Annotated in this window: 15 protein-coding genes; 6 read left to right on the top strand and 9 right to left on the bottom strand. The window is 72.5% G+C overall.

Translation table 11 applies throughout. From position 1 onward, the window contains the following. Window positions 1–34: 34 nt before the first annotated feature. Window positions 35–1,045 carry a D-alanyl-D-alanine carboxypeptidase family protein gene (locus tag ABT127_RS12710; protein WP_351447922.1) on the bottom strand — a complete coding sequence of 337 codons (1,011 nt, stop codon included), beginning with the start codon at window positions 1,043–1,045 and terminating at the stop codon, window positions 35–37. A 207-nt stretch (window positions 1,046–1,252) separates the two neighbouring features. On the opposite strand from ABT127_RS12710, the gene ABT127_RS12705 reads away from it, so the two are divergent. Beyond that, window positions 1,253–2,182 carry an aldo/keto reductase gene (locus ABT127_RS12705; protein ID WP_351447919.1) on the top strand — a complete coding sequence of 310 codons (930 nt, stop codon included), beginning with the start codon at window positions 1,253–1,255 and terminating at the stop codon, window positions 2,180–2,182. Window positions 2,183–2,197: 15 nt separating this feature from the next. Here ABT127_RS12705 and pspAB read toward each other — a convergent pair whose 3' ends face one another. Continuing rightward, complete coding sequence (gene pspAB, locus ABT127_RS12700; RefSeq protein ID WP_351447916.1) at window positions 2,198–2,758, bottom strand: PspA-associated protein PspAB; 561 nt, start codon at window positions 2,756–2,758, stop codon at window positions 2,198–2,200. Window positions 2,759–2,808: 50 nt separating this feature from the next. Beyond that, window positions 2,809–3,708, bottom strand: a complete 900-nt coding sequence (gene htpX, locus ABT127_RS12695) for a zinc metalloprotease HtpX (protein WP_351447913.1) — start codon at window positions 3,706–3,708, stop codon at window positions 2,809–2,811. A gap of 232 nt (window positions 3,709–3,940) precedes the next feature. Between htpX and ABT127_RS12690 the strand changes: the two genes are divergently transcribed. Next, entirely contained in the window at window positions 3,941–5,338 is a 1,398-nt protein-coding gene (locus tag ABT127_RS12690) for a DEAD/DEAH box helicase (protein ID WP_351447910.1), read from the top strand. A 72-nt stretch (window positions 5,339–5,410) separates the two neighbouring features. Here the strand turns inward: ABT127_RS12690 and ABT127_RS12685 are convergent, their stop codons facing one another. After that, the gene (locus ABT127_RS12685; RefSeq protein WP_351447907.1) at window positions 5,411–6,106 is read right to left on the bottom strand and encodes a type 1 glutamine amidotransferase domain-containing protein; all 696 of its coding nucleotides are present in this window, start codon (window positions 6,104–6,106) and stop codon (window positions 5,411–5,413) included. 120 nt (window positions 6,107–6,226) lie between these two features. Continuing rightward, window positions 6,227–7,252: a YihY/virulence factor BrkB family protein gene (locus ABT127_RS12680; protein ID WP_351447904.1), complete on the bottom strand. Its 1,026-nt coding sequence runs from the start codon at window positions 7,250–7,252 to the stop codon at window positions 6,227–6,229. 105 nt (window positions 7,253–7,357) lie between these two features. Between ABT127_RS12680 and ABT127_RS12675 the strand changes: the two genes are divergently transcribed. Beyond that, window positions 7,358–7,801, top strand: coding sequence for a GNAT family N-acetyltransferase (locus ABT127_RS12675; protein WP_351447901.1), 444 nt, complete (start codon window positions 7,358–7,360; stop codon window positions 7,799–7,801). A 5-nt stretch (window positions 7,802–7,806) separates the two neighbouring features. On the opposite strand, the gene ABT127_RS12670 is transcribed toward ABT127_RS12675, so the two are convergent. From ABT127_RS12670 to ABT127_RS12660, 3 genes are all read right to left on the bottom strand, one after another. Then, a complete protein-coding gene (locus ABT127_RS12670; RefSeq protein ID WP_351447898.1) occupies window positions 7,807–8,580 on the bottom strand; it encodes an NAD(P)H-dependent oxidoreductase in 774 nt (257 codons plus the stop codon). 85 nt (window positions 8,581–8,665) lie between these two features. Continuing rightward, window positions 8,666–9,007: an ANTAR domain-containing protein gene (locus tag ABT127_RS12665; protein WP_351447896.1), complete on the bottom strand. Its 342-nt coding sequence runs from the start codon at window positions 9,005–9,007 to the stop codon at window positions 8,666–8,668. 88 nt (window positions 9,008–9,095) lie between these two features. Continuing rightward, window positions 9,096–10,055 (bottom strand): helix-turn-helix transcriptional regulator, encoded by a 960-nt coding sequence (locus tag ABT127_RS12660; RefSeq protein WP_351447893.1) that lies wholly within the window; start codon window positions 10,053–10,055, stop codon window positions 9,096–9,098. A gap of 244 nt (window positions 10,056–10,299) precedes the next feature. Between ABT127_RS12660 and ABT127_RS12655 the strand changes: the two genes are divergently transcribed. Further along, window positions 10,300–10,620, top strand: a complete 321-nt coding sequence (locus ABT127_RS12655; RefSeq protein WP_351447890.1) for an ANTAR domain-containing protein — start codon at window positions 10,300–10,302, stop codon at window positions 10,618–10,620. Window positions 10,621–10,645: 25 nt separating this feature from the next. Here the strand turns inward: ABT127_RS12655 and ABT127_RS12650 are convergent, their stop codons facing one another. Beyond that, window positions 10,646–11,167: a GNAT family N-acetyltransferase gene (locus ABT127_RS12650; RefSeq protein WP_351447887.1), complete on the bottom strand. Its 522-nt coding sequence runs from the start codon at window positions 11,165–11,167 to the stop codon at window positions 10,646–10,648. Between ABT127_RS12650 and ABT127_RS12645 the strand changes: the two genes are divergently transcribed. Together ABT127_RS12645 and ABT127_RS12640 are read left to right on the top strand one after the other, a co-directional pair. Next, the gene (locus ABT127_RS12645; RefSeq protein WP_351447884.1) at window positions 11,166–11,741 is read left to right on the top strand and encodes a helix-turn-helix domain-containing protein; all 576 of its coding nucleotides are present in this window, start codon (window positions 11,166–11,168) and stop codon (window positions 11,739–11,741) included. The two genes, ABT127_RS12650 and ABT127_RS12645, sit on opposite strands and share 2 nt — an antisense overlap. Continuing rightward, complete coding sequence (locus tag ABT127_RS12640) at window positions 11,738–12,967, top strand: MFS transporter (RefSeq protein WP_351447881.1); 1,230 nt, start codon at window positions 11,738–11,740, stop codon at window positions 12,965–12,967. The genes ABT127_RS12645 and ABT127_RS12640 overlap by 4 nt, the downstream gene beginning before the upstream one ends. Window positions 12,968–12,980: the final 13 nt, after the last annotated feature.

Raw genomic sequence — 12,980 nt, 5'->3', positions numbered from 1 at the left:
AGGGAGGAGCGGGGCGTCGGCACAGGGCGCTCTGTCAGTGGGCGAAGCCCCAGTCGAGGATCTTCGCGGCGTCGGCGAAGACCTCCTTGTCGGCCCCGACGATCGCGCCGACCAGCGTGCGGTTGTCCCGCTTCGCGGCGAAGACCAGGGAGTAGCCGGCCTCCGTGCCGCTGCCCGTCTTGATGCCCAGGGCGCCGTCGTAGCTGCTCAGCAGGTCGTTGGTGGTGACCCAGGTGTAGTAGCGGGTGTGGCCGTTGGCCGCGGGGGCCTCTGTCTCGAACTTCTTCGTCTTCACGATGTCGGCGAACACCGGCTGCAGCATCGCGCGCTGGCCCAGCTCGGCCAGATCACGGGCGGTGCTGCGGTTGTCGCCGTGCGAGATGCCGTCGAACGAGTCGAAGTGCGTGCCGGTCATGCCCAACTGCCGCGCCTCGGCGTTCATCCGGTTCTCGAAGTCGGCGATCCGCGCGTCCATGGTGTCCCCGGTGCCGAAGCCGTCGGCCAGGGCCATCGCGGCGTCTCCGCCGGACGGGATCAGCATGGCGTGCAGCAACTGGCGGGCGGTCAGCGTGTCCCCGGTCTGGAGGTCGGCGGTGCTGGCGCCGTTCTCCTGGACGTAGTCGCGGTACTCCTGCTTCACCGTGATCCGCCGGTCCAGCCACTCCGGGTGCCGGAGCACGACCAGCGCGGTCATGATCTTGGTGGTGCTGGCCATCGGCACACTCCGGTCGGCCTCGGCACCGGCCCACATCTCGCGCTCCTGGCTGCCGTCGCGGGCGTCCAGCAGGTAGGCGTTGGCGAGGGCGGTGTCCGGTACGTCCTGGGACCCGGATCTGGTCTCCGCCGCACTCCGGGTCCGGTCGGCGGACGCGGGCGTGTCGGTTCTCACCCGGTCGGTCTCGCCCGCGGAGTGCGTGACGGGCGCGGTGTCGGCCTGCGCGAGGCCGCCGGCGGCGATCGGCAGGACGGCGCCGCCGAACAGCGCGACCGTCGCGACGCGGGCTCCGGTGCGGTGCAGCCGGTTGGGGCGGGCGTGGCTACCCATAGGCGTCCCTTCTCCCGGCGTGGGAGACGCCGGCTCGTCACAAGGAAAAGATCAGTGCATACCGAACCTACTTGCGGGCCGACAGTGAAAGTCAAGATCGCCATGTCCCCACCGGGTAACAGGCGCCATGGTTCTGACGATCCGTGGAGATCGGGTGCGGACACCTGGCAGATCTCGTGCCGCCGCGCCGCCTGAGAGGATGCGGGCATGAAGACGATCTCCTTCCCCCGCACCGAGCTGCGCGCCTCGAACATCGTCCTGGGGCTGATGCGTATCGCCGAGCTCCCCGACGACCACGTCCGGGCGCTGTACGGCAGCGCCCGGGACGCCGGTATCAACACCTTCGACCACGCCGACATCTACGGCCCCACGCGTCACGCCTCGGAAGAGCGCTTCGGGCAGGCCGTCAAGCTCACCGCCGCCGAGCGGGAGTCGATCGTCATCCAGAGCAAGGTCGGTATCCGGCCCGGGTACTTCGACTTCTCCAAAGAGCACATCCTGCGCACCGTCGACGAGTCGCTGGCGGCCCTGCGCACCGACTACCTCGATCTGCTCCTGCTGCACCGGCCCGACACCCTCGTCGAGCCCGAGGAGGTGGCCGCGGCCTTCGACGAGCTGCAGGCGGCCGGCAAGGTCGTGAACTTCGGGGTCTCGAACCACACCCCGGGCCAGGTCGAACTCCTCAAGACCGCCGTACGGCAGCCCCTGGTCGCCAACCAGGTGCAGCTGAGCATCACCCACTGCCCGATGATCGCCTCCGGGATCGCGGCGAACATGGCCGGACTCGACCAGTCCGTCAGCCGGGACAACGGCCTGCTCGACTACTCCCGGCTCAACGGGATGACCCTCCAGGCCTGGTCCCCGTTCCAGAAGGGCTTCTTCGACGGCGTCTTCATCGGCGACCGTGAGACGTACGCCGAACTCAACGACGTACTCGACGAGTTGGCGGCCAAGTACGACGTGACGCCGACCGGTGTCGCCGTCGCCTGGATCACCCGGCACCCCGCCGGCATCCAGGTGGTCCTGGGCACCACCAACCCGGGCCGGGTGGCCGAGTCGGCGGCCGGCTCCGAGCTGCCGCTCACGCGTGAGGAGTGGTACCGGCTCTTCCGTGCGGCCGGACACACGCTCCCGTAGCCGGACGCGTCCCGCTCAGGTCAGGCCGGGGGCGTCCCAGACGGGGAACCACCGGCCGAGGTCCGGCTCCACGCGCAGATCGTCGGTGAGGGCGGCGCGAACCTCCAGCTCCAGGGAGTTGTCCCGCTTCTGTCCCTCCTTGGGGGCGAAGGGGTAGAAGGTGCCGCGCTTGTAGAGATAGACGAGCGCGACGGAGCGTCCCTGGCCGTCCGTGAAGCCGATCAGGGAGCAGAGCAGGTGCGGGCCGAAGCCGCTCTCCTCCAGCGAGGTGTTCACCGCGTGCAGGTCGTTGACCAGGCCCGCCACGTCGTCCGGCGTGTGGCGCACTTCGAGCCAGGTGTAGCCGAGACCGTCCTGGGTGAACGTCACGGGACCGTCGAGGAGTTCACCCATGTCCTCCTGGATGCGGGCGAACGCTCCGCCCTCGACGGTCGCGAAGCAGACGGACCCCGCTCCGGTCGGGGCGAGCGACGCCGCCGCCTGCAGGGTGATGGCGGCCGAGGGGAGGGCGAAGAGCTGGTCGAGGTCGGGGCGGACCGGTTTGCTCCGGCCGAGGATGGCGTCGAGGAATCCCATACGGCGTCCTGATGTCCTTCCGGTGATGCCTGGTCTCCTGCTCGCGTCGCCTACGGGCGGCCGAGCTGTGCCGAGATGCGGCCCAGCTGGTCGAGGCGCTGTTCGAGCGTGGGGTGCGAGGACAGCAGCTGGTTGAAGCTCTCCTTGTTGAACGCGGGGGCGAAGAAGAAGGCGTTGAACGGCTCGGCCTTGCGCAGGTCCCGGGTCGGGATCTGCGCCATCTGGCCGGTCACCTTGGTCAGCGCCGACGCGAGGGCGGACGGACGGCCCGTCAGCAGCGCGGCCGCCCGGTCGGCGGACAGCTCGCGATAGCGCGACAGCAGCCGGGTGAGCAGGAAGCTCACGGCGTAGACGGCGGCGCTGACGGCGGTGACGATCAGGACGGCCGCGGCCGCGTTGTTGTCGCGGTTGCTGCGGCCCACGCCGCTCCACAGGGCGGACCGGGTGATCAGCCCGGCCAGCACGCCGAGGAACGAGGCGATGGTCATCACGGCGACGTCGCGGTGCGCCACGTGCGACAGCTCGTGGGCCAGAACGCCCTCCAGCTCCTCCGGTTCGAGCCGGCGGAGCAGGCCGGTCGTGGCGCACACCATCGAGTTCTTCCGATTGCGGCCGGTCGCGAACGCGTTCGGCACGTCCGAGTCCGCGACGGCGACCCGCGGCTTGGGCATGTCCGCCAGCGCACACAGCCGGTCCACGGCGGCGTGCAGCTCCGGTGCCTGCTCCGCGGTGACCTCGCGGGCGCCCATGCTGAAGGCGGCGATGCGGTCGCTGAACCAGAACTGGGCGATGAACAGCGCACCGGCGAACAGCAGGATCACCACCCACGCGCCCTTGAGCAGGACGACGAGCACCCCGACGATCACGACGTACAGCAGGCCGATGAAGAACATCGTCGTGACCATGCGTGAGGTCAGCCCCCGGTCGGGGGCGAAGCGGGTCTGCGCCATGGCTCCTCCTGGTCTCCGGGTTCAATTCTCCCCCTTCATCCCTGTTGGCGACATAAACAGTCCGGGATGAAACGCCCATGTGGAGGAGAGCGAGCCGGCGGGTGCCGCGGATGCCGCGGACCCTCCCGGCGAGCAGCCGCCCAGGGCAGACCCGGCACCGCGCCCCCGTGCTACCGTGATCTGTTTACCGCCGCGCCCTCCTCGGTTCGGTCCCCTCAGAGGAAGGCTCCCCGTGAGCGAATCAGCACGTGCCGACTCCACCCCCACACCCGCGCTGCCGCCCGTGGCGTCCTTCGCGGAGCTGGGGCTGCCGGCCGAGGTGCTGCGCACGCTCGACGAACACGGGGTGAGCGAGCCGTTCCCCATCCAGGCGGCCGCGCTGCCGAACGCGCTCGCGGGCCGGGACGTGCTCGGCCGAGGGCGCACCGGATCCGGCAAGACGCTCGCCTTCGGCCTGGGACTGCTCGCCCGTCTCGCCGGTCGGCGCGCCCAGCCCAAGCAGCCGCTCGCCCTCGTCCTGGTGCCCACCAGGGAACTGGCGCAGCAGGTCGGCGAGGCGCTCACCCCGTACGCGCACGTGCTGAAGCTGCGCCTGGCGACCGTCGTCGGCGGTGTCTCCATCGGCCGGCAGTCCGCCGCGCTGCGGGAGGGCGCCGAGATCGTGATCGCGACCCCCGGCCGGCTGCACGACCTGATCCAGCGCAAGGACTGCCGCCTGGACCGGGTCGGCATCACCGTCCTGGACGAGGCCGACCAGATGTGCGACATGGGGTTCCTGCCGCAGGTCACCGAGATCCTGGACCAGGTGCGTCCCGGCGGGCAGCGGATGCTCTTCTCGGCCACCCTCGACCGCGACGTCGACTCGCTGGTCGCCCGCTATCTGCACGACCCCGCCGTCCACGAGGTCGACCTGTCGGCCGGAGCGGGCGACGCGATCGCGCACCACGTCCTGCTCGTGCACGGCCCCGACCGGTACGCCGTGGCCACCGAGATCGCGGCCCGCGACGGCCGCGTCCTGCTGTTCCTCGACACCAAGCACCAGGTCGACCAGCTCACCCGCCATCTGCGGGCCAGCGGGGTGGCCGCCGCGGGCCTGCACAGCGGCAAGGCGCAGCCGCAGCGCACCCGGACCCTGGCGCAGTTCAAGAACGGACAGGTCACCGCCCTGGTGGCCACCAATGTCGCGGCACGCGGCCTGCACATCGACGACCTCGACCTGGTGGTCAGCGTGTCCCCGGCCACCGACCCGAAGGACTATCTGCACCGGGCGGGCCGCACGGCCCGCGCCGGCCGCTCCGGCACGGTCGTCAGCCTGGTCCTCTCGGGCGAGCGCCGGGAGGCGGACCGGGTCATGGCGGAGGCCGGCGTCCGCCCCACGACCACCAAGGTGCGCTCCGGCGAGGCCGAACTGAGCCGCATCACGGGCGCCCGCAAGCCCTCCGGCGTCCCCCTCGACGGCGGGCCCGCCGCGGCCCGGCCCAAGAACCACAACGCGCCGTTCCGGGGCCTGGGCAGCAGCAAGGACCAGGGCGCGTCGGGTTCCGGCTCCGGCGGCAAATCCCGCAAGTCGAGCGAGGCGCGCAAGCTGGCGGAGGCCCGCAAGGCGGCCCGGGTGCGGCGCGGCGGCTGACGCGCGACACGGCGGGCCGCCCTCGCTCACCCGCCGGCAGAGACCCGGCCGGGACGCGCGGGACGGGCCCGCTCAGCCCAGCCGGGCGAGCAGCTCCGCGGCGAGCGGCGCCGAGGAGGCCGGGTTCTGGCCGGTGACGAGGTTGCGGTCGGTGACCACCTTCGGCGCCCACGGCTCGCCGACGAGGACCCGTACACCGGCGTCGGTGAGGCGGTCCTGGAGGAGCCACTTCGCCCGGTCCGCGAGCCCGGCCTGCGTCTCCTCCTCGTTGGTGAACGCGGCGACCTCGTAGCCCCGGAACGTGTTCGTGCCGTCCTCGCGCGTCGCGGCGAGCAGCGCGGCCGGGCCGTGACAGACGACGCCGAGCGGCTTGCCGGAGTCGAGCGCGGCCGTCAGCAGCGCACCGGAGTCGGCGTCGACGGCGAGATCCTCCATGGGCCCGTGGCCGCCGGGGTAGAAGACGGCGGCGTAGTCGTCCAGGTCCACCTCCTCCAGCTTCAGCGGGGACTGAAGCTCGGTCATCGTGTCGAGGGTGCGCGCGATGCGGTCGGCGCCCTCCTGGCCGCCGTTCATCTCCGGTGCGAGGCTGCCGCGGTCCACGGTGGGCACGACCCCGCCGGGGGTGGCGACGACGACCTCGTGGCCCGCGGCCTTGAACGCCGCGTACGGGGCGGCGGCCTCCTCGGCCCAGAAGCCGGTGGGGTGCGGGGTGCCGTCGGCGAGGGTCCAGTGGTCGGCGCCGGTGACGACGAAAAGAATCTTCGACATGGGGGTCAGCTCCGTGTTCCGCGAGGGGTTACGAGGATCAGTGACCTCGACCGTAGAACCGATCCGCTCCGAGGATCCACCGGAGACCCGCATGCGGGGGAGTCACGGTCCCGGCCCGGACTATGCCGCGTTCCGAGGACCGTCGCCGAGCCGGGCCCTGCGGCGCATCTTGGGCGGCCACTTGCGGGTGTCGCGCGGCTCCACGTACGGCTCCTGCCCCTCCGGCAGGCCGCCGGAGATGGCGCGCTGCCGGGCCAGCTCCGCGTCGAACTCCAGGCCGAGCAGGATCGCCAGGTTCGACAGCCACAGCCAGACCAGGAAGATGATGACGCCGGCCAGCGTGCCGTACGTCTTGTTGTACGAGCTGAACCCCGCCACGTACAGGGCGAACGCGCCGGAGGCCAGCAGCCACAGCAGCACCGCGACCACGCTGCCCGGGCTCAGCCAGCGGAAGCCCCCGCCACGGACGTTGGGCGCCCGCCAGAACAGCAGCGCCACCATCAGCGCCACGAGGACGAGCAGCACCGGCCACTTCGCGATGTTCCAGGTGGTGACCGCGGCGTCCCCGGCGCCGATCGCCTCCCCGGCCCGGCGCGCCAGAGGCCCCGTGAACACGACGATCGCCGCGCTGACCGCGAGCAGCACCATCAGCGCCACCGTCAGCGCCAGCCGCAGCGGGGTCACCTTCCACACCGGGCGGCCCTCCGGGAGGTCGTACACGGCATTGGCGGTGCGGATGAACGCCCCGACGTAACCGGACGCCGACCAGACGGCCGCCACCAGGCTCACCACCGCGACGACACCGCTCGAGCCACCGGCGCCCTGGAGCTCCACCACGGCATTGCCCAGCAGATCCCGTACCGGGCCCGGGGCGAGATGGCGCAGGTTGTCGAGGACGCTCCTGGTCGCCGTCTCGCCGATGACGCCGAGCCCGGAGATCAGCACCAGCAGTGCCGGGAACAGCGACAGCACCCCGTAGTAGGTGAGGGAGGCCGCCTTGTCGGGCAGATCGTCGTCGAGGAACTCCTTGGCCGTGCGGCGCACCACGGTCCACCACGAGCGGGCGGGCAGATCGGTCGGGGCGCGCGCCTCCCGCGACCCCGACCGATCGTCCCGCGCCTCATCGCTGTTCCGCTCACGGGTCATGGCGCCTCCTCGGGGCTGCTGCTGCCGTTCTGCGCTCCGGGTGCCCGCGACGGCGCCGGGTAGGCGTCGGCCAGGCCCCCAGGCGCCCCCGGTAGGGTCACCGTCATGGCGGACTGGGAAATAAGGCCTGCTCAAGCGGCCGATGTCGAAGCGATCGTCGAGCTGCGGGCCGTGGTGATGCGCCCTGATCTGGAGCGGCTCGGCCGGTTCGATCCGCACCGGGTGCGGCAGCGGTTCCGGGACGGTTTCGTGCCCGCGTACGCCTGGGTGATCGAGGTCGGCGGCGCGTTCGCCGGGAGCGTCGCGCTGCGCCCGGCCGAGGACTGCCGCTGGCTGGAGCACTTCTTCCTCGTGCCGCACCTCCAGGGCAGCGGCATCGGCACGGCCGTCCTGACCCACCTCCTCGACCGCTGCGACCGGGAGGGCGTCCTGGTCCGGCTGAACGTGTTGCAGGGCAGCCAGGCACAACGCCTGTACGAGCGGCTCGGATTCACCGTCGAGTCCGAGGACCCGGTGGACGTCTACATGCTGCGCCGCACACCGGACTAGGGCCGTCAGCGCCGTATGTGGACGCCGAGCCCGGTGCGGCCGGGTGCGCGGTCCGGCCGCAGCACCAGGCTGTCGTCGTAGGCGCCGCCCGCCTCGGTGCGGTACGCCAGGGGTTCCTCATCGGGCAATGTACGCAGGCGCTCGCGCAGCGCGGCGGAGGTCCGGGCCGCTTCCGCCGTGTCCTGCCGGTCGGCGCCGTACACCACGAACGGCGCGAGCGGCGCCATGCCCGTGTACCAGAACGTGCCGTGCAGCAGCGGGAACAGCACCTCGTCCACCTGCCCGTGGATCCCGCGCAGCCCGAACCCGGACGGCCGGGCGCCGACCGACGTGACGACCAGCGCCCGCTTCCCGGCCAGGCCGCCGTCGCCGTAGCGGCGGGTGCGCCCGTCCGGCGCCTTCACCCCGAACCCGAGACCCTGCACCAGGACCCGGTCGAACCACCCCTTGAGGATGGCCGGCGGCCCGAACCACCACAGGGGGAAGTGCAGGACCACCACGTCGGCCCGTGCCAGCTTCGCGATCTCACCGCGGATGTCGGCACTCAACTCACCGCTCGTGTAAGCGCGTTCCTGCGCGGCCCCGACGAAGAGCCGCTCCCCGGCGGCGGGCGGGGAGCCGAAGTCGTCGGCGTCGAGCACCGCCTTCCACTTCATGGCGTACAGATCGGAGACCTCGTACGGGTGCCCGAGTCCGTCGAGGGTGCGGAGGGCGTCGGTCATCAAGGAGCCGTTGAGGGAGCGCTGTTCGGGATGGGCGAAGACCCAGAGGATGTTCATGCCTCCGATCGTGCGCGCCCGCCCCGGATCCCCTCAGTGGCCGGACGGCCATGAACCAGAAGAATCTGGCCAGGCTCCCTGACCCTCACTGCTCGTCCGGTGCGCGGCGCAGGACCACCTGCCGCTCCAGCTCCTGCCGCACGGGAGCGGGGAGCAGGCCGGTGCGGGGGTAGTCGACGAGGAGCTCGGCCAGGCGGGCCGTCGTGACGCCGGTGCGTGCGGAGACCTCGTGCAGGGCGTCCCGGGCCTCGGCGGGTGTCATCCGGCCCATCGTGAGGATCACGCCGACGGCCTGGTCGATCCCCGCGTGCGAGGACATCGAGCGGCGCAGGCGGGCGATCTCGTCCTCCATCCGCTCCACGAGACGCTCCGACGGCTCGGAGCCGTCGTCGGGGCCGAGACGGCCGTCACGGGCGTCGGGTTGCAAGGCGCTACCTCCGGGGAGCAAGGGGGCGTCGGGACGGACGGGAGGGGAGGAAGGGAACGGGAAAGAGGGAACGAAAGGAGAGCGGCGGTCAGCGGTCGGCCAGAGTCCGGTGCGGGGGCCGTCCGTAGGTGTCCCGGTAGAGCGTCGCGAAGCGGCCGGGGTGGTAGAAGCCCCAGCGGGCGGCGACGCCCGTCACCGTCACGTCCGTCGTCGGATCGGCGCTCCGCAGCTCGGCGTGCGCCCGCTCCAGACGGACCCGGCGCAGATGCGCGAGCGGCGTCGTGTCCAGATGGCGGCGGAACGCGTACTGCAGCGCCCGGATGCCGACATGGGCCGCGGCGGCGATCTGCGCCACGGTGAGCGCCTCGTGCGCGTGCTCGTCGATGTGGGCGAGGGCGCGGCGCAGCGTGGCCGAATGCGCGTCGTGGCGGTCCGTTCCGGTGGGCTCGGTGAACGCCGTGTTCGGGAAGGCGGCCAGCACGCTCGCGGCCAGGTGCTGGGCGGCCGTCGACACGATCAACGGCTCGGCGGCCATGGCCGGGTCGCCGAGCACGTGGTCGCGTACGTGGTTGACGGTCCGGCGCAGATACGCGGCCGCGGCGGCGGAGGTCGGCCGGTGGTCGAGGAGCCGCACGGGACCGGGCGCGGACCGCGGACCGGTGGCCGCGACCTGCGTCAGCAGCTCGGGGTCGAGCATGGTGATGTTGTAACGGGCGGCGCAGATCCGCCCCCGGTAGGCGAGCTCGGGCGGGGCGAACGAGACGACGTCGCCGGGGCCGAAAGCGTCCTCGACATCCGCGAACGCGTGGTCCCGGATCGTGCCTTCGTGCACGAGGCACAGACAGATCTTCCGCAGCGGCGTCACGTCGTAGCTCATGTCGAAGTCGAGGTCGAGCTCGTCGACGGTCACGCCCGGCATCGCGTCCCGCCTGATCCGGGCGCGGCCGCTGTCCGCGCTGCCGTTGCCGATCCGCATCCGCGCGTAGTTGCGGGAGAGGAAATCCTCCGTCACCTCGAGGTCGCTGCTGTCGAAGTGCAGGGTGTCCATGCCGCCTCTCCTCGTGCTCCACCGGGCCGTCTCGGCAGGAGAATATGACCGCGGGACGCGCCACCGCCACGGAATCCCCTTGTCGGAGCCCTGCCCGCTTCGTTTTCTGGACAGTCCTGAACTGCTCGTTTCGTCTGGGGTGTCGTGCCGAGGGTCCACGCTGAGGAGAGTTGTGCCCGTGGCGTGAACGGCACCACGACGAGGCGCGGGGACGCGCCGGACAGGAACGGAGGCGCGCTGCAAGGTGACGCGTCAGGACGACCGGTGTCCGAAAATCACCGGGCTGCAGGACGAGATGCGTCAGCTGCAGCAGGCCATCGTCTCGCACAGTGTCGTCGACCAGGCGATCGGCGTGGTCATCGCGCTGGGCGGACTCACCCCGGAGCAGGGCTGGAGCGTGCTCAGAGAGGTCTCGCAGCACACGAACACGAAACTGCGGGAGATCGCCGAGCAGGTCGTCGCCTGGACCGCCGGCGGGGAACTGCCCGACGGCGCCCGGCAGGCCCTCGACGCGGCGCTGCTGCGCGCACGGGACGCGGACGGAGGACCGGAGGCGGCCGGATGATCCCGGGCCCGGCCGGTCGGCGGCCTCAGCCCAGCTGCCGTCGCATCAGCGTCAGATCGAGCCAGCGGCCGAACTTCGTGCCGACCTCCCGCACCGTCCCCGCGTGCGTGAAACCGTGCCGCTCGTGCAGCCGGACCGACGCCGCGTTCCCCGCCTCGATCCCGGCGATCATGACGTGCAGCCCCGCCGCCTCGGCCGACGCGACGAGCGTGCCGAGGAGGTCGGATCCGATACCGCGGCCGTGGTGGCCGTCGGCGACGTAGACCGAGTTCTCCACCGTGTGCCGGAACCCCGAGTAGTCCTTCCAGGGGCCGTAGACCCCGAACCCGACGACGTCCCCCTCGCTGTCGGCCACGTACGCGGACCCGCGCTCCAGATGCGCGCCGAGCCAGGCCGCGCCCTCCGCGCGGGACTGCGGTGTGTCCGTCCACAGGGCCGTGCCGTGCTCGATGGCGTGGTTGCGGATGCCGAGAACGGCATCCAGATCGGCTTCGCGCGCCGCGCGGACCTTCACGGACCCCGGCTGCGTCTCATATCGTAGATCCATGTCCAATATGATAGATCCCCTGGTGGAGCGGATCGGCGCCCGTATCCGCGCGGAGCGCGACCGGCGCGACTGGACCCTTGCGGAGCTCGCCGACGCCTCGGGCGTCTCGCGCGCCATGATCCACCGGATCGAGCGGGGCGAGAGCAATCCGACCGCCGTGGTGCTCGGCAAGCTCTCGGCCGCGTTCCGGCTGAGCGTGGCCACGCTGCTCGACCCGGATGGGACGGCGGAGGCCGAGCGCGTCCGGCGGGCCGAGGCGGCCCCGCGCTGGCTCGACCCCGAGACGGGGTACGCGCGGCGGCAGATCTCGGGCCCGGGCTTCCCCGCCGAGGTGGCCGAGGTCCGGCTGCCGGCCGGGGCCCGCGTGCCCTACCCCGCGGCCGCGTTCGCGTTCCACCGGCAGATCATCTGGGTCCTCGACGGCCGGCTCACCTTCCACGAGGGCGACTCGGTGCACGAGCTGACCGCGGGCGACACGGTCGAACTGGGCTCCCCGGCGCCGTGCGTCTTCGTCAATTCCACGCCCGACGAATGCCGCTACGCGGTCGTGCTGGTCCGGGACGAGACTCCGTGAGCCTGCCCCGCGGCGGAGTCGCGCTCCTCGCCTGCACCGCGGGGATCGCGCTCGCCAACAACTACGCCGTCCAGCCCGCGCTCGGCGACATCGCCCACGACACCGGCACCTCGGCGGCCGCCGTCGGCCTCGTCACCACCGCCGCGCTCACCGGCTGCATCGCGGGTTTCGCCCTTCTCCTGCCGCTCGTCGACCGCGCGGCGCCGCGCCGCCTCGTCACCGGCCAGCTCCTGCTCCTCACCGCCGGGCTGCTGCTCGCGGCGGGCGCGGGCACCCTCGGACCGCTGCTCATCGCCTACGTCGTGGTGGGCGCGGGGGCGAGCGTCAGCGCGACGGCGTCGGCGATCGCGGGGCGCGGGGTGCCGGGGGAGCGGCGCGGTGCGGCCGTGGGGCTCGTCGCCGCCGGCATGTCCGCCGGGATCCTGCTCAGCCGGCTCGTCGGCGGGGCGCTCGCCGAGGCGGTCGGCTGGCGCGGGATGCTCCTCGTCGCCGCCGGGCTCGTGCTGGTCTGCGCGGGCGGCACGTGGTGGCGGCTGCCGGACGAGCGGCCCGCGCCGCGGGGCGGCTATCTGGCGACGCTCGCCGAACTGCCCGGGCTGCTTCGCCGGTATCGCACCCTGCGCCGGGCCGTCGTCCAGGGCAGCCTGTGGTACTTCGCCTTTAGCCTGGTCTGGGTGGCGCTCACGGTGCGGCTCGCCCAGCCCCCGTACGATCTCGACGCCGCCGCGATCGGGCTCTACAGCCTCGCCGGGGCGCTGGGGTTCGCCGCGCTTCCGGTGGCCGGGCGGCTCGGTGACCGGTACTCGCCGCGGGCGGTGATCTGCGTGAGCATGGGAGTCGCCGCGGCCGGGGCGGGGATGCTGTGCGCGGGACTCGGGCGGCCGGTGCTCACCGGAGCGGGGCTCGCGCTGCTCGACGCGGGGTGCTTCACCGCGCAGGCCGCCAATCAGGCGCGGATCCTCGGGGTCGACCCGCGGCGGAGCGGGAGTCTCAGCGGGGTGTATCTGCTGCTGTACTTCTGCGCCGGAGCGGTGGGCTCCGCCGTGGCCGCGCCCCTGGTGGCCCGGGCCGGGTGGGGTGCGGCGGCCGGGGCGGTGCTGGGTGCGCTGGTGCTGGCCGGGGGGTTGGCGCTGGGGTGGCGGGACGCGTCGGCGCCTGCCGGGTCCTCGGTCCGTTCGGCGGGTGCGGGCCGGTGGGGCTTCTCGCGCAGTTCCCCGCGCCCCTGAAGGCGGGCTTCGC

It is taken from the genome of Streptomyces sp. NPDC001904 (genome assembly GCF_040297005.1).
Classification (GTDB): Bacteria; Actinomycetota; Actinomycetes; order Streptomycetales; family Streptomycetaceae; genus Streptomyces.
The sequence above is the reverse complement of the archived record's forward strand: the minus strand, read 5'-3'. Positions and strand labels throughout refer to the sequence as shown.